Raw genomic sequence first — 25,707 nt, 5'->3', positions numbered from 1 at the left:
CATATATTAATCTACTTTAGGAATGCTTCGGCATTCCTTTTTTATTATACACAAAAAAAAGGGGCACAATGTGCTCCTTAAAAGGTTTATAAGATCATGGCCCTGAAAGAATGGGTTTATGCCTTCAGTCAATTATGCCGTTTCAAAAATTATCGCTAAACAGATTCGAAAACTGCTTACTACTTTAATTGCATAGCAGAAATAGAATCCATCAGTGACCAAGCCATTTCAGCCATTTTCGTGTTTTTGCCCTGATACAGTCTTAACATTTTCATCTGCTTGATTAAAAGCATCTCTAAATCCGTATCACCAAGATCCTCACTTTTTAACCAGCGCATATCCCAGACGGGGAAACGACGCTTTAACAATCGTTCCTGAAAAACCGTCGACAGAATTTCATGCCGTCCATCTGCTTTAATGCTTTCAAATAACGACATCACATCGTCTTCCTCTCCTTCGATATATTGCAAAAACAAGCCATCATTATAATATAAATAACCACTAATCTGCCGTTTTTGGTTCGCAATAGAGGACAGGTTGCAAAGCTCAATTAAGCCCGTTCCTTCAAAGGGGCTGGTGCTTTTACTTGTGTAAATTAGACTAACCATGATTTTTAAATTTTATATTATTTAGTGAAACGAAGGTGAATGATGAACCACCTTTGAATGTAAGGTTTAAGTATTTTTTGCTGACAAATCGTATTTTTTATCACATATCATCGTCATTCAATGGCTATTCTACGGCAATAAATCATCATTGATATTCATCAAAAGTACGCTCCTTATATTTTGTCATGCCACTGCCCTACAAAGGCGCACAAACCGTTTATCAAAAGAAACAACTGCATCATGACGAATAAATCGCTTATTTTCAGCCCTGTATATCAGGATATTCTGAACGCCATTGACGCTGTGGATCCTGTGGCATACGGATCGGACCGAAATTTTTTGGATGGCTCCGTGAGCCGACTTTCCCCCTATATTTCTCGGGGTGTGATTTCCACTAAAATGGTCATGGAGCGCATACAGGAACGTGATCTTCCCAGGGAAAAAATAGAAAAATTCATCCAGGAGCTCGCCTGGCGTGATTACTGGCAGCAATTATGGATCGCCCATGGAGAGGCCATTAATCAAGACCTCAAAAAGCCGCAGCAACCCGTAAATCATTATGGCATTCCTGAGGCTATCGCAGGTCACCGAACTTCCATAAAAGCAATTGACGATTGCATTGAGGCCTTTTATGAAACAGGCTACCTGCATAATCATGTCAGAATGTATATTGCAGGTATCAGTTGCAACCTCGGCTTTGCCCATTGGCTCCATCCTGCACAATGGATGTACTATCATTTGCTGGATGGCGACTGGGCGAGCAATGCCCTAAGCTGGCAATGGGTGGCGGGAAGCAACAGCCATAAAAAATATGTCGCAAATCAATCCAATATCAATAAGTACTGTTATAGCGACCAAAAAGGCACCTTCCTGGATGTCCCTTATTCCGCCTTTGATCAATGGGAAATTCCTCAAGAATTGGAAAAGTCCGTGAAATTGGATCTTCGCAGCCCACTGCCCACCACTGAAGCAATCAATATCGACCCCAAACAAAACACCCTGATTTATAACTATTATAATATGGACCCCAAGTGGCACGAGGGAGCACCTGCCAACCGTATTTTATTACTTGAGCCTGCCATTTTTGAAAAATACCCCGTTGGTCAAAATGCCATTAATTTCCTGCTTTCCCTGCGGACAAATATTCCTGAATTGCAGGTTTTCGTTGGGTCTTTTGCTGATTTGAAAGCACAGGCAGGCACAAGCGCTATAATATACAAGGAACATCCGCTGAATACTCATTATACAGGAACCGAGGAAGCACGAGACTGGATGTTTCCCGTGGAGGGTGCATACCATTCATTTTTTGCGTTTTGGAAGAAGTGCAAAAAAACTGCGGTGTACCATGAAGCCTAAAATTAACCTTGTCTGGATAAAACGTGATTTACGCACGCAAAATCATGAGCCGCTGCATTTGGCTGAAATGCAGGATATCCCCTACCTGATCATTTACAACTTTTCGCCCTCAATGGTGCAAATGCCCGACTTTGATGATCGACATGGCCGTTTTATTTTGGAGTCGATTGAAGAGATGAATACGGTTTTCGCCCCTTTCAAGCGAAAGATTATCGTGGCCTATGCTGAAATGCTGGACTTGCTGAAGGCACTTGCTCCACACTACCAACTGAAAACCGTTTTCAGCTATCAGGAAACTGGTCGTCAGTTAAGTTGGGATCTGGATAAAGCGGTCAATTCCTATTGCCAGGAGCACAAAATCCATTGGCAGGAATCTCAACGCGACGGCATTGTTCGTGGACTCCGAAACCGTACAAACTGGGATCGGCTATGGACAAAAACCATGGAAGCGCCTCTCCTAAAGAATGATTTCAAGCTGAATGAATTCAAAATGACACCTAACATTTTCGACAGCTTCCAGCTCCCTGACTCAATGCGTAAAAAATGGACTTCTTCCTCCCACAGCATGCAGCAAGGCGGAGAGGCCAATGGATGGAAATATTTGACCTCCTTTGTGGAAGATCGTGCCAAAAATTACCGAAAACACATCTCCAAGCCTGCGGAGAGTAGGCGATCATGCGCGCGCGTGTCGCCCTATTTGGCATGGGGGAATTTATCCGTGGCACAGGTGTACCAGTTTGTGAAATATCATGGTAATAATCTGTGGTACAAAGCCAGCTTTTCGGCTTTCCTGACCAGGCTTCGCTGGCACTGTCATTTTATTCAGAAGTTTGAAATGGAAATCAATTATGAACACCGCTGCATTAATAAAGGCTTTGAGCTCTTGCAATGGGAGCGCAAGAACGACCTCATAAAAGCATGGGAAGATGGACTGACGGGCATTCCGATGGTGGACGCCTGCATTCGCTGTGTTAAAGCTACTGGCTGGATCAATTTCAGAATGCGTGCCATGCTCGTTTCATTCTTTTGCCATCGGTTAGGTCAGGACTGGCGCTGGGGGGTGGATTTTCTTGCCCGACAGTTCCTTGATTATGAGGTCGGCATTCATTTTACCCAATTTCAGATGCAGGCAGGCACCACAGGAATTAACACCATTCGTATTTACAACCCTGTAAAACAAGGGCAGGATCACGACCCCGAGGGAGCATTCATCAAAAAATGGGTGCCAGAATTGAGAGCCCTCAGTCCGGCACAAATTCATGCTCCCTGGGAAGCCACACCGATCGGTCTGTCGTCAGTAGATTTTAAATTAGGGACTGATTACCCACTGCCGGCTATTGACCTGGTAGAAAGTGCCAAACGAAATCGTCAGAAATTATGGCAACACCGAAAGCACCCTTTGGTAAAAGAAGAAGCACAGCGGCTACTGCAAAAGCATGTACGTCCTAAAAAATAATCCTGAGGCAATACGTTCTCGCCCCATAAGGAACAGATGATGCTGTATTGACCACAAATTATCGTTCAATATTTAGTTTAGAGCACTGCACTATACTGTAATACTCCTTGGGTCAGTACCCAATGTCATTGGGTTAGACTTAATATTTAACGCCTAACACAATGCTGACTTCCCTTAGATTGTTCAAATGGTTACGTGAGCCATAATGAATTGTACCTTTACATTCATTTCAAATTTACACCTGAGTAACCCCAAAACTCTTCGCTTAATGACATCGGTTCAGTACCTATACGGCAACGTCATGATATTTAAATTTCATAAAATTTCAGGGGGAAGTCGGCTATAAATTTAAAATTAGTCAAGTAATTTAGGCATTTTAGGGGATGTAATCGCAAATGTAACCCATCGAATGAGCCAACTGTAATCTTTGGCCGATACTTTTGAGCAAAGATCAAGCCCTGCACATCGGCAGGTAACTGATCATTAATTGTCATCATTTTTATCGCCATAATATTCATGTGTAGACCCATTTTTCTAATTATCGCATGCTGTTTTGCGTTCTTCTCTTGTCAGAAGCACCAACAAACAGCGTCCAACAATCCGCAAGCTTCAACGAAGGCAACGATTGATTTGGCCAACCCTTTGGTGGGTACCGATTCCGACTTTGAGCTCTCCAACGGAAATACCTATCCCGCAATTGCAACACCTTGGGGGATGAATTTCTGGTCGCCACAGACTGGTGAAAATGGAAATGGTTGGATGTATGCCTACCGTGCAAAAAAGATTCAGGGCATCAAGCAAACCCATCAACCTTCCCCTTGGATCAACGACTACGGCGCATTCTCATTAATGCCTGTGGTGGGTAAAATGGCTTACAAGCAAAAAGAGCGTGCCAGCTATTTCTCTCATAAAGCAGAGATTGCCAAGCCGTATTATTACAGTGTTTATCTGGCAGATTATGATGTTACGGCTGAAGTAGCCCCAACGACAAGAACGGCACAAATGCGTTTTACCTTTCCTGAGAGCAAGTCTTCTTGGGTGGTCATCGATGCCTTCGATATGGGTTCTGGTGTTAAAATCAAGGACAATAAAATCTACGGTTACGCCAAAAATAACCACGGTGGTGTACCAGACAATTTCAAAAATTACTTCGTTATCTCTTTCAATAAACCTATTGCAGAAGTAAAAACATGGGATGATAAGGGATTGCACAATACTGACCACCTTGAAGGCAAGCATGTCGGTATGATGGTTCGCTTTGAGACTTCCAAAAAAGAGGAAATCATTGCCCAGATCGGCGCTTCTTTTATCTCTCACGAACAAGCAGAAATCAACCTGAAGAGAGAGGTTGGTGCAGATACTTTTGAACAAACAAAAGCCAAAGCCAAAGCAGCATGGCAAACAGAATTTGACCGTATTGCCATTACGGGAGGTACCGAAAAAGAGCAAGCGACATTCTATTCTTGCCTTTACAGAACGATGCTGTTCCCTCGAAAATTCTATGAATATAACCAACAGAACGAGGTAGTTCACTATTCTCCATATAACGGTAAAGTACTACCTGGCTACATGTTTACTGATAACGGATTTTGGGATACTTTCCGTGCCGTTTTCCCTTTCTTCACGCTGATGCATCAGGACTTGGACAGCAAAATTATGCAAGGCTTGGTGAATACTTACAAGGAAAGTGGCTGGCTTCCTGAATGGGCATCGCCAGGACACCGCGATTGTATGATCGGTTCAAACTCGGCATCATTAATTACCGACGCCTATATGAAGGGTATCCGTGGGTTTGATGCTGACGTTCTTTACGAGGCGATGGTGAAAAACTCCAATCAAGCGGGCCCATTGCATTCCGTGGGGCGTTTGGGTGCTGATTATTACAATAAACTGGGCTATGTTCCTTACGATGTCGGCATTAATGAAAACACTGCAAGAACACTCGAATATGCCTATGCAGACTATTGTATTGCTGAATTTGGTAAAAAATTAGGGAAATCAGCTGATGAGGTTTCAGTGTTCCAGAAACGTTCGCAGAACTACAAAAATGTCTTTGACTCTTCAACAGGCTGGATGCGAGGTAAAAATGAAAATGGAGAATTTCAGTCGCCATTCAATCCACTTAAATGGGGAGATGCATTTACTGAAGGAAACAGTTTACATTACACCTGGTCTGTATTTCAGGATATTCAGGGCTTGGTTGATCTGATGGGAGGAAAAAATCAGTTTGTCAATAAACTTGACGAGGTGTTTACTATGGCGCCAAAGTTTGACAACTCCTATTATGGATTCACTATTCACGAAATCCGTGAAATGCAAGTTGCCAACATGGGGAATTATGCACATGGTAATCAGCCTATTCAGCATATGATTTACCTTTATAATTATGCTGGACAACCCTGGAAAGCACAGGCACACGTTCGCGATGTCATGAATCGCATGTACACCCCTTATCCAGATGGCTATTGTGGTGATGAGGACAACGGACAGACTTCTGCCTGGTATGTATTTTCTGCAATGGGTTTCTATCCTGTAACCCCAGGAAGCAATCAGTATGTAATTGGGTCACCATTGTTTGATCAAATTGACCTGAAGCTGGAAAATGGTAACACCTTCACTATCAAGGCTGACAACAATACAAATGATCATGTATATATTGAATCAGCAAGTTTGAATGGCAACCCGTGGCCAAATAACTTCTTGAAGCATGAAGATATTATGAAAGGTGGCGTGCTGGACTTCACGATGAGCAAAACACCGAATAAAAACCGAGGAACACAACCAACCAACGTTCCATTCTCTATGCATTTAGAGGATGGAAGCTGGAATACTGAAGCGCTGTAAAATAGCGAAGCATTATTTCTTTGAAGCACGGTCATTAGGCCGTGCTTTTTTTATTTCTCTATTTTCAATTTTAAGAACGGCTCCACACGTCCCCAATTTTAGAGAATCCCATTGGAAGTAAAAAGCCAAAAGGAATGGCGACCAACATTAATAATAACTGTTCTGAAAGTGATTTGTCGGCATTTTCACTGCGTTGCCCTGTTGAAATAAAGCTCAGGTTTGGGCGGAGGGATGTGGTAGAATACCCACGTGCAGCAAGTGATGAAGTGGAAAATCCGAACATTGAACCTGCGGGATCAAAATGAATGGGCGATCTCAGGGACACATACAAAGGGGGTGTTTCCACTGATTGCAGGATGCGGTTAGGCTCAAATTCTGATGCCATATTCAATGAATGAGTAGATTTAGGCTCGGCGTAGGCTGAATGAGTTCCTACTGCAAAAACCAAAAATAAACTGTAAAAAAACTTCATAAAAGATCTGATGTTGTTTGGGATTTAAAAGTAATAATTTTTAAATGAAATTTTTATGATAATCACAGAAAAACCATCATTATTCAAAATAATGTAGGCATATACCTTACATTAACTTTGATAAATCCTCAAAAAAAATTATTAACAAATACATAAAAAAACCGTCAGCAGAAATTAAATTTTTAATTCCACTGACGGTAATATTGATCAGATATTTATATTTTTCAACTACTGATAGTACAATCTAAGTGTTTGGTTTTCATTCATTACCTGCTGAACTTGTCGCAACTTCCCCTGGGCATCGGTATATTGAATCGCCACAGTAGCACCTTCAGCCACAAATCCTGTCAGATAATCATTCATGTCCTTTTGAGCATCAGCAGTCTTTCCTTCAAATATCAGTTCTTTACCTGCATATACTTTCACGGGAACAGCCACACGATCGTCTCCCATCGAACACCCCTGGCGTTTGAACATCACCAGCTGCAATTGCACTTTTCCCGCTTCCTCCACCTGTTGGTGCTTTTGGGCCTGCTGATATAAATGGATATATCTTTCGGTAACATTTTCTGCATGCACATAATGAATTTTCTCATCCCATACCAAAGGGAAGTAGGCTTGCGCCGGTTTAAATGAAGATGCATAAATCCAGTGCGCCTTACTTGTCGGGTCCGCTTGCCCGGCATCTGCAAGAAACCACCCCTGGTCAAGCCCTTCACTCGGGTAATACTCTGTAAAATACCATTGCCCATCCACCATCACCTCGTTCCAGTTATGGTTCCCTTCTTTGGTGGTCCAGTTAGGTGTACCTGCAATTCTTGACGGAATACCCACAGCGCGGAAGGCATCTGTCAGCAAAACAGACAAGCCCGTGCAAGATGCCAGCCCACAATCCATAGACTCATAAGGACTCTGATCTGGCTTTGGACGTGCGGTCGAGTATTTCACTTTAACCTCCTCCATAATGGCGTGATTGATGATTTTTATGGCTTCGCGGATATCTTCTGTATTGGAAACCAAAGGGGCGAATCGTTCATAAAAATCTTCCCGCCAGTCGTCGCGGCGTTCGTTCAGGCTTGCATAAGGCAACACTTCATTGAAAAAAACACTGTCAGGCAACTGCTTGCACCAACTGAAGGTACCCTTCGCTTTGTATGCCCACTGTAAATTCTTCAGCAAATATTTCCCTGACAATTGTGTTAAATCACGATCAGGCATATAAGCGATCAGAAAGCGTAAGCCGTCACGTTGCTCCTCGGCAACGGATGCTAATGCGCCTTCAAGCTCCGAACGGTTTTCCCCGGCGGTCGTCAAGGCCTTTTGAATCCGAAGATCAAGGCCATCGGGGGCTGAGGTCTCTTTTGTGGTCTGACATGCCGCCAGTCCAATAAAAATCACCCCCAATATAGCAAACAGATGTGCAAAATATCTCATGGTAAAAAATACTAATGATACAAAATCGGTAAATCGCCGAACGGCTGAAGGTGACGGCTCGCTATGGTCACCATATAGGCTGATGTTTTTCAAGCCCTTGAAATCAAAACCATGTCATTTCTTACATGATTTCGTGTTTTTTCTTCTATTGTGCTAACTCACCAACCAAATAGGCAGAGATCAACCAATGGTTATGTTCCTGCTCGGTGGTGGGTTGTGAATTGGGCAATGCGATTTTTAACTGATGTTTTCCCTGGGCTAAATCTCCAAGCTTAATCTCTACAGGATCAACCACACTTCCCGGGCACCAGTTCGAGCGGGAGAAATCTGAAGAAGCCACACGCTCCTGAATATCTCCATTAACATATTCCATTTTTTTCCAGTCCAGCCATTGAGCGCTATCGACCGCTTCCATCCACACACCAGAGCCAGGATTGAACCTTCGGAAGGAAGCACAATCGTCGCGCCACGGGGTAAAATCAAGCATCAGCTGACCATCCACAAAAATTTGATTCGGATTCTTCACAAATTCATCTCCGCCAGAATGTCCCCCATGACCTGTAATCAAGTATTTGATCTGCGCATCCTGCAAATTCGCAGGAACTTCAAAATCAAAAGTAAGCGGCTGTCGGCTCAAATAATCAAATGCCTGTTGCGGCCCCGTATAAGCAATGGTATTCAGCAAAGGGATGGCTACGGTCTGCGGACGGACATCATTGGCCAAATGTGCTTCCTTAATACTGATATCTGCGGAAACCTTATAGCCTTGCTTCGTCCAGGTGTCAATCCAAATACCGATATAAACTTCTTTGCCCATCACTGCTGGCAAACGGTCCGTAATATCCTGATCCCAATCCACCTGATCTTCCCACTTGGCAATATATGCTGGCTTTCGGTTTTTGGTAGCCTGTACAGTATCCTGAGAATAATAGCCTACCCCAAAAGGCGTCATAAAGCGCATTAATTCCTGTGCTGGCGTGTAGCCTTTGGCAGGCAGAACACCTACAAAATCCTCTTTTATGGCAGCAGAGGCAGGAAACTTCCGCAGGCCTTTTTTAATTTCAATCAGGTTGATGTCCTGATCAGCAGGAAACATAAATACAGAACCCGATTTATCCCATCGGTCACCATTGGACTGCAAAGTCAGGTGTAGGTTGGCACTGACGCGCCGCTCGTAAAGCGGAATCTGAACTTTCGTCAGGACAATTCGGCCATTATCAAGTTCAATCTGATGGCCCGTTTCCTGAATGTCCCCAATCTCTGGATCGAACTGAACAATCTGTCGGTCAAAGAGCTGAAGTTCCGTATTGCCTACCGCTGGGTATTCTTTAGGGCCACAAGAGATTAACAGACAGAAAACTGCCCCAATAATATAGGATGATTTATGAAAAATAGTCATTTTAAAAAAGGCTTATTGATTGAACTGATCCATGATGGCACGAACGGCCGCCACTTTTTTCCCGTCGGCACCATACCGAGTATATTCAGGTATGCCTCCCTCCTTGCCCATCGAAATCTGAGGGTTCTGATAGGTCATCGGGCTGTCCCAGGCATGCATTGCCGAAAGGTGTAATTCCTCAATGCCCGCCATCAGTAAATCGTGGGCATTATCCGCACTTACCCCGCTGCCCGCCATGATGCTGAGTCTGCCATCGGCCTGTTGTACCAATTGCTGCAACACGGCCATACCCTCGGGCGCAGTATTGTAGCCACCAGAGGTCAGTACCCGGCTGAAGCCCATTTCAATTAATGCTTCAAGCGCCTTCGGAAGGTCATTGCTCATATCAAAAGCTCGGTGGATGGTCATGTCCATTCCCTCGGCCGCATGTGCCAATCGCTGACAGGTGGCCACATCAAGCGCACCATTGGGCAAAAGTGCGCCAAAAACAACCCCATCGGCGCCCACGCTTTTAGCCATTTCAATATCGGTAAGCATCACTTCCACTTCTTGCGGAGTATAGACGAAATCTCCTCCTCGCGGTCGGATGATCACATTTACCCCTATGGTTAAGTGTTTTTTTACCTGCTGAATTAAACCCATACTCGGGGTAATTCCACCTTCAAACTGCCCCATGCAAAGCTCCACACGGTCAGCACCATTGGCCTGTGCCGTTAGGGCTGATTCAAGGCTGTACACACAAATTTCTAACTGCTTCATCGAAAAAATAATATTGATCAATCTCCCATGTATTCCTCATCCAATATCAATCCTGTGGGTTAAATTAGAGTTACACCCCTGATTACCTGGACTCATACACTTTAATTTTCAGTTCAATAAGCGAAAAAAGGCAGGCCTTCCGACCTGCCCTTTTTGGATTTTATAACATTAGCGTGTGTTTAAAAATTCTCCGTGGTGGCGAAAAAAATTAAACCCGCCTAAACAAATTAGTGCTTTCCGTTAAACGAGAACCATTGTTTTACACCGATGAAGTCAATAGAACTTTCGTTGGCGTCGGAACGCTGACGGTTCATGGCTTCAGAAACCTTCGCCGCATTCACCGTCAATTCTCTGTCTGGATAAGGGAAACGTGATGGACGAACGCCATTGGTTACGCCACCGCGGTGGAATTCCTGCTCCTGATAACTGTTTGGCGTATAGTTGCCCGTCAGGATTGGATTGTCAGTATAAACTGGCAACGATACATCTCTGTCACTGCCCACGAACTGGTCTTTCACTACTGAAGGGTAATGCGTACGGTTCCACATCGCATAAGCCTTGTAACCGTTACCCAACTGAGACAACCAGTGTTGGTAGATAATGATGTCCAGCTGATCCTGGAACAAGTCACCATACAGACCTGCGCCATTGAATTCAGCCACTACTTTATCAATGTATGCCGTTACTGAAGTCTGATAATCATAATCGCTTCCGGTGCTCGCTTTGTAAGTATTGATCAAGCTATTCACCACAGATTGACCAGGGTAGAATGTAGGATATTTGTCAAAAGCAGCCTGAAGTGCCAATTTCAACTCATCGGCAGCACTTGCGCCTACCCAGCCACGTTGTGCCGCTTCGGCAATCATGAAGTGAACCTCATCCGCAGACATGATCATCGTTGGAGACAATGAACCCAAGATCGTTTCTGGGTTAATTCCTGCCAACAACATGAACTTGCCGTCTTCATTCAATAGACGACCGTAGTTTGTTTCCAACTCGCCAGTTTTATCATTTTTCTGAACCCAAAGTCCAGCTACCTGAATTTCCTTAGCGATGTCACCATTTTCTTCCTTAATATCCTGAACAAATGTTCCCTGACGTCCCTCATTCACATCACCAGGACGCAAACCACGCAAAGAAACAGGTTTGAAAGGCTCTCCAGAATTTTCTGCCATTTGGAATGGATCAAAGTCTGGCATGTTGGTAAATGCTTTCGAGGAGCCTGAGGACATATCCAAAGGAGTGGTTACCCAAAACAAACGAGGATCCTGAAGTTCCTGCATAGATTTCAGCGTTACCGAAGACATGAATGCATGGGCAAAACCACCCACACGGCCTTCATTCGCTACCCCAGAACCATTAATATGCTGCCCCCAAGGGCCACCTAATTCTGAATGCTCCAAAACCGCTGATTCACTCAAAGCACTGATATATCCCGCTTTGTTCTCATAAGCCTCTTTGAATACTTCTTTCCCTTTGGCCTCATCTGCTGATGACATGGTCAAACCGATGCGCATCAATAATGAGTTGGCCAAACGTCCCCAAGAAGCCTGATCGCCTTCAAAATAAAGGTCATAATTCAATAAATCTGTAGCTTTTGATGCCAAGATCGCATCACGATCCGCTTTAATCTCCTCGACCATCGAGTTCAACACCTCTTTTTGTGTGTCGTAGCTTGGGAAGAAATTACGGTCATGGAAACCCTGCCCTGCTTCATGGAAAGGAATATCCCCATAAAGCAAAGTCGCTCTCAACAAAGCAATGTTTTTTACCACATTCAACTGCGCCAACTGCGCATCTTTGGAACCGTCGGTGTTTTCTGCTTCGAGTTTGGTGCGTGCATCCACGATGTTTTTCATCACATCGCGGTAAATCACCTCCCAAGTGGCATTGGTATACCCGTCAGAACGAGAGAAACCAGCTCCGGCAGTATAACGACAACCGGCAACACCAGACAATACTTGCGACATGATCAGGTTTCCGCGGAAGCCTTCGTGACCATGTGAGTACATTTTCGCTTGCGCATAAGCAAACTGATGTTTAACGTCCAAATTGTTGGCTGTCCAAGGGTTTTGGTTCATGTCCTCGAACCCTTGTGTACAAGAAGAAAGCGAGGCAGCGATAACCGCTGCACTCATGATATATTTTTTAATTCCCATTTTGATCAATCTTAAAAGTTAGCATTTAATTTGAAACCTAAAGTGCGAGGAATAGCCAAGTTAGAGCTTTCAATACCCTGACCGTTACCTGACGTAAAGGATGCTTCTGGATCAATATTTTCTACATTATTCCAAAGGTAAGCGAGGTTTGTTCCAATCACTGATACCGACAAATTCTTGAATGGTGTTTTGTCCAATACTGAATTTGGCAAACGGTAAGAGATCGATACCTCACGTAATTTGATGAATGATGCATCGTAAATGTGCATTGAAGAAACGCCTGCCAAAGAACCATAATAGTTCTGTGGATTCACCCCTTCTGTAAATGGAACAGAGTTCCCGTCAGCATCAAGCTGAACAAGTCCACCAGGGTTCCAAGATCCACCGTTATTGAATTCATCACGGCCAATCAAAGTCGCCTCATGACGTCCCGAGCTGTACATTGAAGCGTTGGTGTTAGAGTAAATAGAACCTCCAAACTTACCATCAATCAATGCAGAGAAAGAGAAGTTTTTGTAAGTGATGGTGTTTCTCCAACCGGCCATCCAAGGCTGAACACCATTTCCAATAGCCTGAGTTTCATCTTGCAACTGTACACGACCATTATCATCCACTACATAGTTGCCGTCTGCGTCCGTCTGTGCTACTTTACCCATAATCACACCATAAGCCTGACCAGGGATTGCCTGTACTGATACCGAACCAGTGGTTGGCAATAACAAGAACTGATTTACTTCTGGAGAAAGCGAAACCACTTCGTTATTATTATAAGAACCGTTCAGGGTAGTTTCCCAAGTGAAGTTGTTGGTTTTGATTGCCGTAGCAGAAACCATCAATTCAAAACCTGAGTTGGTAATTTCACCCGCATTGATCCATGCACTTGAATAACCTGAAGCATCTGAAATGTCCACATTCAAAATCTGATCTACCGCTGATTGCTTATAGTATGCACCATCAATAGTTACACGGTTGTTGAACAATCTCAAGTCAAATCCTAATTCATAAGAAGTAGAAATGGCAGGCTTCAATTGTGAGTTAGGCACTTCATGACCTTTGATTCCTCCCATGTTGAAACCGTTCTGTCCTTTTGGATGAGGCCATGAGTCCAACTCATATTGCAAAGCCAAATTGTAAGGGTCAGTATCTGAACCTACCTGCGCCCAAGATGCTCTCAATTTACCGAATGACAACCAGTCAGGAGTTGTCCAGTCCATATCAGAGAATACCCAAGAACCAGAGATCGAAGGATAGAAGAACGAATTGTTGTTCATTGGCAAGGTAGATGACCAGTCGTTACGAGCGGTTACATCCAGGAACAAATAGCCTTTATAACCCAAAGAAGCCGTTCCGAATACTGAAGAAATTGCTCTTTCATAAGTATTGAACATCAAGAAAGGGTTAGAACCTGCGCCAGGATTCTGAACGATATCCGAAGAAAATTCCGAAGAACCAACATCAGTATATTTTCTCAATTGGTGCATATAAGAGGTACCCAAGTTAGAGGTAACATCGAAGTCCCCAAATTTCTTGTGGAAAGTCAGCATCGCATCGAAGTTATCTTCATTTTCCAAAGAAGTACGCTCAAAAGCACGTCCTTTTTCATAGAATGGCGTTCCGATTGGCTCGATCACATTCTGGCGATATGATTTATTATCACGACCTGCACGTGCCAATACCGACAAAGACTCGGAGATTTTATAATTAGCACTTACCATCCCGATCAATCGGTTCGACTCATCCTCATTACGTACTTCATTAACGTACCAGTAAGGGTTTGACTCGCGCTCGTTGTAACCGACAGGCAGACCATTTTCATTTTTGTAGTTGCGCATCCACTCTGTAGAAGTAGTGGTTGGAATGCCCAACATCATGCCCATATAGTTATTAACAGAATTACCCAATGACATTCTGTTCAAAGCACTTTCGTTAACATAAGTAACACGTGAATCCAAGGTCAGTCTGTCGTTGATCAACTTGGTGGTTCCACGCAAGTTAAAAGAGTGACGCTTGTAAGTAGAATTCTCTACCATACCTGTGTTGTCGAAATTACCATAAGAGAAACGAACAGTAGAGTTTTCGTTACCAGCCGTAAGAGCGATGTTATTGTTTAATGAAACACCGTTACGGAAAAAATTCTGATAATTATTCTGTGCTGCTACTGTACGCTCTTTACCATCAAAGTAACCTGAGCTGCGTTGCCCTGTGATGCGCTCACCCCACATAGAAGTGGTCGCTTTAGCTGTACCTGCATTCGTTACCGGGTTACCGTCAGTTCCCTGTCCGAATTGTGTTTGCTGGTCTGGCGTGATTCCCAACATATCTACCGTAACGGCTGAATTGAAATCAATGCCCCAGCCTTTGTTGGTCGATCCTTTTTTAGTGGTGATCAAAACCACACCGTTAATGGCACGAGAACCGTAAAGTGCTGTTGCTGCAGGACCTTTCAATACCGACATGCTTTCGATATCGTCAGGGTTAACTCCCGACAAACCGTTACCTGAATCGGTACCACCGTTGTCTTTGTCATCTGCAGACTGCAACTGGTTGTTGGACATCGGCACACCGTCAATAACATATAATGGTTGGTTAGATCCACCCAATACTGCACTACCACGGATAATCACACTGGCAGAAGAACCTGCACCACCAGAAACTGGCGAGATCTGAACCCCGGCAACTTTACCCTGAAGGTTGTTCATTACCGATGGATTGGCAGCTGTTACTCCCATATCTTCGGCTTTCAATTCCGAAACAGCATAACCCAAAGAACGCTCTTCACGCTCAATACCCAAGGCCGTAACCACAACATCATTTAATTGTGTGACTTCAGGAGAAAGATTGACATCGATTATTGATCGGTTGCCGATCTTTTCAACATGAGCTTTGTAACCGATAAATGAGAATTGTAATTCTGCATTTCTGTCTGTAAGCTCCAAAGTGTAGGCACCATCGAAGTCAGTAACTGCTCCTTTTGATGATCCTACGATCGTAATGTTTACCCCAGGTAATGCAGAATTATCTGCTGCATCTTTAACTGTACCTTTTACTGTGAAACCTTGTGCCATTGAAGCAAATGGGCTCAACAATAAAAGACTCCAAAATAGTAGTCTTATCTGGACCATAATGTGACGTTTTGTAAATAAAAAAATTAAGATCTGTGTTCGTAGGAAGCCAATTGAGTTGTAGGTAAAAAGATCAAGTGAAATGCTCCGTTCCGAATACGTTTGCAAGAATTAAATAATCCTAAAACTTCACAAATTTTCGAGCGTAAATTTTATGAATTTTTTAATTTTTAACCCATATATAATCTATATTGTTAATAATGTAATCCATTTTCATTCTTAATTTTTAAACTTTCATCTTTTTTGCAATTTTCGAGGCTTTGGGAATTTCAACTACTGAGTCGGTCACCTCCTGCCGCCTTCAACTTCCTAAAAGCACAAAAAAAACCTGAAAATCAGGCAAAACTTTGCGAAAAACTCAGTATGTAACCCTTTTGTATCAAACTCCTCACCACATTTTGTACCTAAGTGCTCCTACATTTGAAAAACAGGGACATGAATTACCGGCACGTAAAATTGTCGAACATCAACCACCCTGAAAGCAAGCCAATTGAATTTTCATGCAACGGTTTGTTTATATGTAATTTTTGAAATCAATTTCAGCATAATAAAATGATGAAGAAAACTTTTTATATAGCGCTATTGGCTTTGTGCAGCTGCATACAGCAACCCAAACAAACACCGAAAACAGCATCATTGACACAATATGTCGATCCAATGATTGGCACCTCTGGCAATGGGCACACCCACCCTTCCGCCATGGTTCCCTTCGGAATGGTTTCCCTCGGGCCTTCCAATTTTAACAATGGCTGGGATTGGTGCTCGGGCTATAATTATGCCGACAGCTCAATTGTCGGATTTGCCCACACCCACCTGAGCGGCACGGGCATTGGCGATATGGGAGATATCCTCATTATGGCAAATACTGGAGAGGTAAAGGTGGTGAAAGGATCCGTTGAAAATCCAGACACCGGCTACCGCTCAAGATTCACCCACGACCGTGAAGAAGCCAAAGCGGGTTATTATGCAGTAGATTTGCTCGATTATCATATTAAGGCTGAAATGACGGCTTCGGAGCGGGTAGGATTTCATAAATATACCTTTCAGCAACACGACAATGCCCACCTGATTATGGATCTTCGGGAAGGTATCGGCTGGGATTTGGCCAAAGATTGTGAAATAAAAGTCATCGACGATCATACAATTGTAGGCAAAAGAAACTCCACCGGATGGTCAAGCGACCAACAACTGTATTTCTATGCCCAAACCAACCAGCCAATTACGGACTTTCAGCTATATAAAGACACCAAGCCGGTTGATGGTCAGGATTTACAATCCAACTTTGTAAAAGGCGTATTTTTCTTCGATACTGAAAAAAATCCTACGGTAGAGTTAAAAGTTGCCCTTTCGCCGGTAAGCATTGCACAGGCAGAAAAAAATATGGAAGCGGAAATTCCTGCATGGAACTTTAAGCAGGTTGTTGCGCAAGCCAACCAAAAATGGCAAAAGGAATTGGAGAAAATTGAGGTGAGCACCCTTGACGATAAAAGCCTTCGTACTTTTTATACAGCGGTTTACCACAGCCTCTCTGCCCCTAACCTTTATAATGACCACGACAAAACCTATCGCGGGACTGACCGCAAAGTGCATCAGGCAGATTTTAATAACTACTCTACCTTTTCACTTTGGGACACCTACCGCGCCAATCACCCACTATTCACCATCACACAAACAGATAAAGTTGCGGATATGGTGAACAGCTTTTTAGCGCAGTACAAAGAAAGTGGCCTCTTGCCTGTTTGGTCGTTGGCTGGAAATGAAACCAACACGATGGTTGGTTACCATGCCGTCCCTGTAATTGCCGATGCTTACCTTAAAGGTATTCGAGGATTTGATGCAGAACTGGCCCTTGAAGCGATGAAAACCACTGCCAATGCCGACCGTGAAGGTATTCCCTACCTCACAAAAATCCAGTACATCCCGGCAGACAAGGTGGGGGAATCTGTTGCCAAAGCCCTTGAATATGCTATAGACGACTGGGGAATTGCACAAATGGCCAAAGCTTTAGGGCATCAGGAAGATTTTGACTATTACAGCAAGCGCGCCAAGCTGTATACAGAATATTTTGATAAAGAAACTGGTTTTTTCCGAGGCAAAAAAACCGACGGCTCATGGACTACGCCTTTCAACCCTATTGCCTCAAGTCACCGAGACGATGATTATTGTGAAGGAAATGCATGGCAATATTTGTGGCTTGTACCACAGGATGTTGAAGGGCTGATCGACCTTTTGGGTGGAGATGAAGCTTTTGTCAATAAACTGAACACCTTATTTACAATGAGCAGCGATTTGGGCGAAAATGCTTCTCCTGACATCTCAGGCCTTATCGGTCAGTATGCTCAGGGCAATGAGCCAAGCCACCACACAGCGTATTTGTTTAATTATGCCGGCCAGGCCTGGAAAACACAGGAGCGCATTCGCGAAATTTGCAGTACCATGTTCAACGACGGCCCTGCAGGTTTGCCAGGTAATGAGGACTGTGGCCAGATGTCGGCCTGGTATATTTTCTCTTCCATGGGGATGTACCCCGTGAACCCGATGAACGGCATGTATGTATTTGGCAGCCCTTCAGTTAATTCGGCAACTATTCAACTGCAAAATGGCAAGAGTTTCTCGATAGCCACGGAAAATCAGTCCGCAAAAAACATTTATATTCAGTCGGTAAGTCTGAACGGGCAGGATTATTCAAAGTCATATATTCTGCATAAAGACATTATGAAAGGCGGAAAACTGACCTTCACCATGGGCGACAAACCAAACAAACAATTTGGTACGCCGAAAGCAGATCGTCCATCATCGAAATTCCATGAAGAGTTGAGTTAGTGCCCGTGGAACAAACACTGCGCTTATTTTTCTTAAAAAAGTTATTATTTTTATCATTCAGAAACCTATATCAACAACAATCAATATTTTAGCTTGAATTGTGGTTTTTATTAACATTCTATACAATCATGAATAGGTCTTCCAGTCGATTTTTCAAACCGCTCATCGTGTCTGCTATTGCGATGCTAAGTGCCTGTAATGCACCTCAGCAAACCACCACCAAGCACGATTCATCGGTCTCCCAATTTGTAGATCCCTTTATTGGAACGGGTGGCTACGGACACACCTTCCCTGGTGCTACCGTACCTCATGGTATGGTGCAGCTCAGCCCCGACAATGGTACCTCTGGCTGGGACAGAATCGCTGGTTACTTCTACGAGGACACCACGATCGCCTCCTTCAGCCATACCCATTTCAGCGGTACGGGTGTCGGCGATTTGTATGATATTGCCTTCATGCCTTTTACCCATCCGGCAAAATCTACCCCAAAGGAAAACCTCGGGGTATATTCTGTGTTTTCCCATGATCAGGAAACTTCTAAACCAGGCTATTATGAAGTCTTACTGAAGGATTACAATATCAAGGTGGAATTAACCGCTACCAACCGTGTGGGGCTGCAAAAATATACTTTCCCAGAGGCTGATCACGCCGAGGTGAAGCTGGATTTGAACAGGGCCATGAACTGGGATAAAACAACCGATGCTTCCATTGAATTGGTGGATGAGCAGACACTCGTCGGCTATCGCCATTCAGAAGGCTGGGCACCGGATCAGCGGGTATATTTTTACACCCGCCTTTCCAAGCCATTCAAGGCGGTAAAGTTTGAAGACCGCACATTCAAAATCAACGGGAAGGAAGTGAACCGAAAGGTCATTGCCCATATGGAATTTGAAACTGCGGCCAACGAAGTAGTCATGGTCAAAACCGCTCTTTCGAGCGTAAGTGTTGACAATGCCAAGGAGAACATGGAAGCGGAATTAGCAGGATTTGATTTCGAAGCGACCCGTCAAAAGGCGGCTCAGGAGTGGGAGCAGGCACTGAACCCCATTCAAGTGAAAACAAAAAATGAGGCCGCGAGAACGTCCTTCTACACGGCATTATATCAAACAATGATGGCCCCAACCACCTTCAGCGATCATAACGGTCAGTACAAAGGTGTGGATGGTCAAACGAAAGTTGCGGATGGTCACACCAGATTCGACACCTTTTCTTTGTGGGACACCTTCCGGGCGCTCCACCCGCTATATACCATTACAGAGCCTGCCAAAGTGAAAGATATGGTGGCTTCAATGCTGGATCATTACAATGAAAGCGGCTTACTGCCTGTATGGTCTTTTGCAGGAAACGAAACCAATTGTATGATTGGCTACCATGCCGTACCGGTAATTGTGGATGCTTACTTTAAGGGTTTGCTGAAAGATGTGGATGCTGAACTGGCCTACGCTGCAATGAAAAACTCTGCCATGCAGGATGCCCACGGACTGAAAAGCTATAAAAAGCTGGGCTATGTGGCGCAGGATGAGCAAGAATCTTCGGTATCTTACACTTTAGAGTATGCCTATGATGATTGGTGTATTGCCCGCATGGCAAAGGCTTTGGGAAAAACTGCCGACTACGACTATTTCACCCAGCGTTCACAGAACTTTATCAACAACTATGATAAAACGAGCGGCTTTATGCGCGCAAAAAACAGCGATGGTCAATGGGTGAAAGATTTCGATCCGATGTCGTACACCAACCACATGTTTATGGAAGGTAATGCTTGGCAGTATTCATGGTTTGTTCCGCAGGATGTTTCCGGACTGATTCAATTGATGGGTGGCGACAAAGCGTTTACCGACAAACTCGATGAACTTTTCAACAAGGAACACCCTATGCCTAAAGGCGGATGGCCAGAGTGGATTTCTGGACTGAAAGGTATTTATGTGCACGGTAATGAGCCAAGTCACCATGTTGCGTACCTGTACAACTATGCCGGCGAACCTTGGAAGGCACAGAAAACCATTCATGAAATTTGCCGCGATTTACAAAAACCAACGCCAGATGGCATTTGTGGTAATGAAGACTGCGGACAGATGTCGGCATGGTATGTTTTCTCAGCCATGGGCTTTTACCCTGTAAATCCGGCAAGCGGGATTTATGCGATTGGCACGCCATTGTTTGATGAAGTAAGCATTCAGCTGGAGCACGGGAAATCGTTCGTCGTTAAGGCCAACAACCTCTCAGATGAAAACTTCTATATTCAGTCAGCGACCATCAATGGGAAACCACTGAACCGCGCTTACCTGACGCATAAGGAAATTAGCGGTGGTGCGAAAATCGTTTTTGAAATGGGGAACACCCCCAATAAAAAATGGGCTTCGGCAGTCAGCCAGCGACCAAACGGAAAAGTTGATGCATAAAAGATAGATCTTCATATTAAACAGGAGGTGGGTTTTCCATCTCCTTTTTTTTAACCCTGAAGTGTTCAAGAATATGTATAATATTAATTGCTAAGTTTATTTAAATAAATAAATTTGTAAAAGAACAAACAAACGTATTTTTAGTGTTGAAAAAACATACACAAAATATCATTTTTTATATATTACTCCTTCTTAGCCCTGCTTTTGCAGTGGCTCAAAGCAGTAATTCAAACGGTTTAAGATTTATCAGCCACGAGGCCGAAAACAATAACCGAACAGGGATTTCCTTTGGACATGACCACGCCTTCAGTGCTGAAAAAAACATGTCGTTATCCTTTGACCTGAAACTCCGACCCGCCCCCTTTTTTGGCAATGTGGTAAGAATCATTTTCAATGATAAAAACACCATTGACCTCTCTTACAGCCCCCCAAGCAGTGCTGAAGGAGAAGAGGAACTGATACTCGTGGGTGCCAAAAAGCTGATCACGACCTTTCCCCTAACACATCAGGAGGAACAAATCATTCAGTGGCAACCCATTAAACTGATGGTGGACAGCCACAATAAACTGTCCATTTCCTACCTCGGAAAGACCCGCCGTATCGACATCCCACAGGCTGTATGGTCGCAAAAAAACAATAAAGTAGAAATTTATTTCGGAAAACATCGCGATGGCAAATTTGTCACCACCGATGTTGCCGATATGTCGGTCAGAAATATTGAACTGCTCGTCGATAATAAAACAAAGCATTTTTGGCCGCTGAACGAAATTCAGGGCAACCTTGCTCATGCCACCAAAGGAAAAATTGAAGGGCATGTTTCCCACCCATCCTGGGAGGCAAATCACCATTTTAAATGGCAAAAGGTTGCCAGCCTGGCGTCCTGCTTTAAACCAGGCATCACGTTTGAGCCGGCAAGCCATACCATTCATATTATTAATAAGGATTTCGGCTACCAATTTAATATTGCCAAATCGTCGCTCGATAGCACCACCTTTAACACAGGGCTTTCTATCGATCCGCTATATATCAACAGTTATTGGAACCCGATCACTAAAAAGACCATTTCTTACGATTTCAGACAGGGAGAACTGAGCCATTACGACGGGGAAAAAAATCAGTGGGAAACGACGAAAGTGTGTCAGAATGAAATGCGCTACTGGCATCACAACTTACTCTACGACAGCCTGAGGGATGAGTACATTACATTTGGGGGCTATGGCTTTTTCAAATATAAAAACCACTTTCTGAAATATGACCGCCAAGAAAAAACGTGGAATAAAATCCGCTTTAAAGGCGACACCATTCCACCGCGCTACCTCTCTTCTTCGGTGTATATGGGAGATAACAAATACCTTCTTTTTGGAGGTATGGGTAACCACGATGGCCGTCAGGCATTAGGTACGGTAACCTATTTGGACCTGTATCAAGTGGACCTGACCAACTACACGGTTAAAAGACTGTGGCAAAAATCTGAAAATGAAAATACCCCGATCGTCCCTGCAAAAGGCCTTGTGCTGGATGCTGACCGGAAGCATTTTTATGCCCTGACCTTCGACCCCTACGATCAAAATACCAAGCTTGAACTGAAAAAATTTGCTATTAAAGATGGCAGTTTCACTACCGTCAGTAATGCCATACCTTTCAAATTCAAGGATATCCGATCTGATGTAAAACTCTTTTTTGATTACAGCCTCAGTCAGTTTGTTGCCGTAACAAGGTCCACCATTGAAGGTGCAACTGGTGATGTGGGAATATTCACCCTTAATGGCCCTCCAATGGAGGCTTCCGCTTTTAACAAAGCAGTGGAATCGCATCAAAATCGCCACCCTGAAAATTCGGCTACCGCTTCAGCAGAATGGATCTGGAAACTGTTTTACACTTTCTTGGGGGCTGGTGTGGCACTGATATTGGCATTTTTTGGCTACAAATTCTATAAACCTAAAAGCACCAAAAAGCCTGTATCCCCTGCACCTGCGGCTTCTGCACCGCAAGAAGAAACAAGAGCGCCATCCGTTATGCCGGCCAATGAGACAGTCACGGTAACAAACGAACCTGCTTCAGCAAATGTAACCGTACCCCAAAAGGTGGAGTACCCACGAAAAAACGCCATCTTCCTTTTCGGTGGTTTAGAGGTATTTAACCAGGAGGGATTGGATATTTCACATAAAATCACGCCTAAGCTAAAGCAAATTTTATTGCTGATCATCTGTTATCCGTACAATCACGGGCGAGGGATTTCCTCCTCAGAAATGACCGAATTAATTTGGCCTACGGCGACAAAAAGCAGTGGAAAAAACAATCGGTCGATTTCTATTCGCCGCCTTCGACTCATTCTCGATGAAATTGATGGGGTAGAAATCATTCATGAGCAACAGGAATGGAAGTTACAACTTTCGGGGGACGCCTATTGCGACCTATCCGAACTCTTGTTCCTTAAATCGCAATTGGCCAGCGATACTTCCAAGGAAACACAACAGCAAATTATGTCGCTGATTCGACGTGGGGCGCTTCCTACGGCACTTCAGGCTGAATGGCTTGACGATATTAACAATTTTATTGTCAGCGATACCATTAAATTGCTGACTGATTTTGCGGCAGAAATGTCCGCACCAAAAGCAAAAATCCAACTGGCAGACACCATTCTGCATTTGGATGACCTTGACGAACAGGGCCTTGAAATTAAAATCCTTGCGCTGCTTCAGCTGAACAAAATCGGGCAAGCGCAATCGGAGTTGAACAGGTTCAAAAAACGTTACCACAACTTCTTTGGAGAAGAATATAAAAAGCAAGTTGAAAACTTTAACTTGAAATAATATTATAGCATTCACTGTCAACCACTTTTTAGCAATTGTTATTTTTTATGAATAGAAGAAAATTTATTCGCAATGCAGGCCTGGGATTAGGAGCATTGACGATGGCACCTAATATGGCGTTTGCCGCAAAGGATGTATCGCCATTTACCAGTCACCGACCTGAGAAATCAAAAAGACATTTTACCAGTAAGGCCATTGATAAAGCCGTTGCTGCTTTTAAAAATGACTGTTCCGATCCTGAATTAGCGTGGATGTTCGAAAACTGTTTTCCAAACACCCTCGACACCACCGTTGATCATTCCATAATTGATGGCAAGCCAGATACTTTCATCATTACGGGTGATATCAATGCCATGTGGCTCAGGGATTCTACGGCACAGGTTTGGCCATATCTCCCTTTTTGTCAGGAAGACAAAAAACTAAAAACCATGATCCATGGCCTGATCAACAGACAGACCAAATGCATCCTGATTGATCCGTACGCCAACGCCTTTAACAAAGATGACAAAACCGTCAGCCACTGGGCATCGGACATGACCGACATGAAGCCTGAATTGCATGAGCGTAAATGGGAGATCGACTCCCTCTGTTATGCTATGCGCCTTGCGCATGGTTATTGGAAAACGACGGGTGACACCACTCCTTTCGATGCCAACTGGGAGCAAAGTATCAAGGCGATTGTTCAGACTTTTAAGGAACAACAACGCAAAGATGGAAACGGACCCTATAGTTTTATGCGTAAAACAAACAAGCAGGAAGATACCCTGCCGCTTTGGGGCGCTGGGGCACCGACAAAACCTGTTGGATTGATTTGCTCAATGTTCCGACCTTCTGACGATGCCACGGTATTTCCGTTCCTGATTCCTTCCAATTATTTTGCTGTTGAAGAGTTGCGCCATGTTGCTGAAATGCTCAAGGCCATGAACATGGATCAGCAATTGGCAAAAGCCTGTATGGATTTGGCCAACGAAGTGGATCAGGCACTTAAAGTATATGCGCGCGCGGAGGTTAAGGGCATCGGAACCGTGATTCCTTTTGAAGTGGATGGTTTTGTGAATCAGTTGCTCGAAGATGACGGCAACATTCCAAGCTGCCTTTCCCTACCTTATTTAGGCGCTATTGAAAAGACCGACCCTTTGTATTTAAATACCCGAAAGTTCCTTTTGAGCGATATGAACCCCTATTTTGCCAAAGGTAAAGCAGGAGAAGGAATCACAGGCCCTCATGTGGGGAAAGATAATATCTGGCCGATGGCCATCGTCATGCGGGCGATGACTTCTACCAGCGACGAAGAGATCAAGTTCTGTATTGATATGCTGAAGAAAACCCATGCAGGAACAGGCTTTATGCATGAAAGTTTCGACAAAGATGACCCGACCAAATTCTCACGAAGCTGGTTTGCCTGGGCCAATACCCTCTTTGGCGAACTCATTTGGGACCTGTATCAGCAGAAACCACATTTGGTATCCTGCTAATTAAAAAAAGCCAGCATTTAACGATGCTGGCTTTTTTATTGGTTGATCGGTGAGAAATGATCAATCCACTTTTCAGTATTTAAGAACGGCGTAAAGGTCCAACTTTTAACCTGAGCGGGCAAAACGGCACGATGCCGTTTATGGCCCATAAGTATCGCCGCTGGAATTGCACCCTGAAAGGCCGCGCAAGACATCTTTGCCTTATCGTAATGCTGACAATGGGCACAATCTGAATTTGGCAACGCCCTTCCCTCTTTAAACGAACTACTTAACTTCATAAACTTCTGTTTGATTATCCATACGAAAGAACTAAAACAGGGGTTATTAGGCTGTCGGTTAGATTTTACGATATAATCATAATATTATATTGATAAAAAATAAAATCACAATCACCGAAATAAACACACCACACCAAAAAATAACTTATCAGAATTATACAAACTACACTCCCTCAAACCAATCGTTAAGGCTCCACCATTATTTTTCAGGAAATAGGCCACAAAAAAAGCCTGCTGAAAACTGAACGGTCAAATCATTCCCGCTATCATGCTTATGATATATAAATTCGAATTTCAGTGGTGATAA

General features: G+C 43.8%; 15 protein-coding genes. 7 read left to right on the top strand and 8 right to left on the bottom strand.

Annotated elements, in window-relative coordinates; translation table 11 throughout:
• Positions 1-179: 179 nt before the first annotated feature.
• Positions 180-608, bottom strand: coding sequence for a BLUF domain-containing protein (locus AABK40_RS14150; RefSeq protein WP_338398356.1), 429 nt, complete (start codon positions 606-608; stop codon positions 180-182).
• Between the two features lie 240 nt (positions 609-848).
• Between AABK40_RS14150 and AABK40_RS14145 the strand changes: the two genes are divergently transcribed.
• The 3 genes from AABK40_RS14145 (at position 849) to AABK40_RS14135 (ending at position 6,264) form a co-directional block, all read left to right on the top strand.
• Positions 849-1,964 carry an FAD-binding domain-containing protein gene (locus AABK40_RS14145; protein WP_338398355.1) on the top strand — a complete coding sequence of 372 codons (1,116 nt, stop codon included), beginning with the start codon at positions 849-851 and terminating at the stop codon, positions 1,962-1,964.
• Positions 1,954-3,420: a cryptochrome/deoxyribodipyrimidine photo-lyase family protein gene (locus tag AABK40_RS14140; RefSeq protein ID WP_338398354.1), complete on the top strand. Its 1,467-nt coding sequence runs from the start codon at positions 1,954-1,956 to the stop codon at positions 3,418-3,420. The genes AABK40_RS14145 and AABK40_RS14140 overlap by 11 nt, the downstream gene beginning before the upstream one ends.
• Before the next feature lie 516 nt (positions 3,421-3,936).
• Positions 3,937-6,264: a GH92 family glycosyl hydrolase gene (locus AABK40_RS14135; RefSeq protein WP_338398353.1), complete on the top strand. Its 2,328-nt coding sequence runs from the start codon at positions 3,937-3,939 to the stop codon at positions 6,262-6,264.
• A gap of 70 nt (positions 6,265-6,334) precedes the next feature.
• On the opposite strand, the gene AABK40_RS14130 is transcribed toward AABK40_RS14135, so the two are convergent.
• From AABK40_RS14130 to AABK40_RS14105, 6 genes are all read right to left on the bottom strand, one after another.
• Positions 6,335-6,736, bottom strand: coding sequence for a hypothetical protein (locus tag AABK40_RS14130; RefSeq protein WP_338398352.1), 402 nt, complete (start codon positions 6,734-6,736; stop codon positions 6,335-6,337).
• Between the two features lie 228 nt (positions 6,737-6,964).
• Positions 6,965-8,170, bottom strand: a complete 1,206-nt coding sequence (locus AABK40_RS14125; protein ID WP_338398350.1) for a transglutaminase-like domain-containing protein — start codon at positions 8,168-8,170, stop codon at positions 6,965-6,967.
• Between the two features lie 145 nt (positions 8,171-8,315).
• Positions 8,316-9,569: a PNGase F N-terminal domain-containing protein gene (locus AABK40_RS14120; protein ID WP_338398349.1), complete on the bottom strand. Its 1,254-nt coding sequence runs from the start codon at positions 9,567-9,569 to the stop codon at positions 8,316-8,318.
• A gap of 12 nt (positions 9,570-9,581) precedes the next feature.
• Complete coding sequence (locus AABK40_RS14115; protein ID WP_338398348.1) at positions 9,582-10,328, bottom strand: copper homeostasis protein CutC; 747 nt, start codon at positions 10,326-10,328, stop codon at positions 9,582-9,584.
• 227 nt (positions 10,329-10,555) lie between these two features.
• Positions 10,556-12,487, bottom strand: coding sequence for a SusD/RagB family nutrient-binding outer membrane lipoprotein (locus AABK40_RS14110; protein WP_338398347.1), 1,932 nt, complete (start codon positions 12,485-12,487; stop codon positions 10,556-10,558).
• Between the two features lie 11 nt (positions 12,488-12,498).
• On the bottom strand, positions 12,499-15,609 hold the full coding sequence (locus AABK40_RS14105) for a SusC/RagA family TonB-linked outer membrane protein (RefSeq protein ID WP_338398346.1): 3,111 nt from the start codon (positions 15,607-15,609) through the stop codon (positions 12,499-12,501).
• 552 nt (positions 15,610-16,161) lie between these two features.
• Between AABK40_RS14105 and AABK40_RS14100 the strand changes: the two genes are divergently transcribed.
• From AABK40_RS14100 to AABK40_RS14085, 4 genes are all read left to right on the top strand, one after another.
• Complete coding sequence (locus AABK40_RS14100; protein WP_338398345.1) at positions 16,162-18,432, top strand: GH92 family glycosyl hydrolase; 2,271 nt, start codon at positions 16,162-16,164, stop codon at positions 18,430-18,432.
• Positions 18,433-18,560: 128 nt separating this feature from the next.
• On the top strand, positions 18,561-20,834 hold the full coding sequence (locus AABK40_RS14095) for a GH92 family glycosyl hydrolase (protein WP_338398344.1): 2,274 nt from the start codon (positions 18,561-18,563) through the stop codon (positions 20,832-20,834).
• Positions 20,835-20,980: 146 nt separating this feature from the next.
• Positions 20,981-23,647 (top strand): hypothetical protein, encoded by a 2,667-nt coding sequence (locus AABK40_RS14090; RefSeq protein WP_338398343.1) that lies wholly within the window; start codon positions 20,981-20,983, stop codon positions 23,645-23,647.
• A gap of 47 nt (positions 23,648-23,694) precedes the next feature.
• On the top strand, positions 23,695-25,122 hold the full coding sequence (locus tag AABK40_RS14085; protein ID WP_338398342.1) for a glycoside hydrolase family 125 protein: 1,428 nt from the start codon (positions 23,695-23,697) through the stop codon (positions 25,120-25,122).
• A gap of 35 nt (positions 25,123-25,157) precedes the next feature.
• Here AABK40_RS14085 and AABK40_RS14080 read toward each other — a convergent pair whose 3' ends face one another.
• A complete protein-coding gene (locus AABK40_RS14080; RefSeq protein ID WP_332921505.1) occupies positions 25,158-25,400 on the bottom strand; it encodes a hypothetical protein in 243 nt (80 codons plus the stop codon).
• Positions 25,401-25,707: the final 307 nt, after the last annotated feature.

It is taken from the genome of Persicobacter psychrovividus (assembly GCF_036492425.1).
Classification (GTDB): domain Bacteria; phylum Bacteroidota; class Bacteroidia; order Cytophagales; family Cyclobacteriaceae; genus Persicobacter; species Persicobacter psychrovividus.
This window is presented reverse-complemented; position numbering and strand designations above follow the sequence as displayed.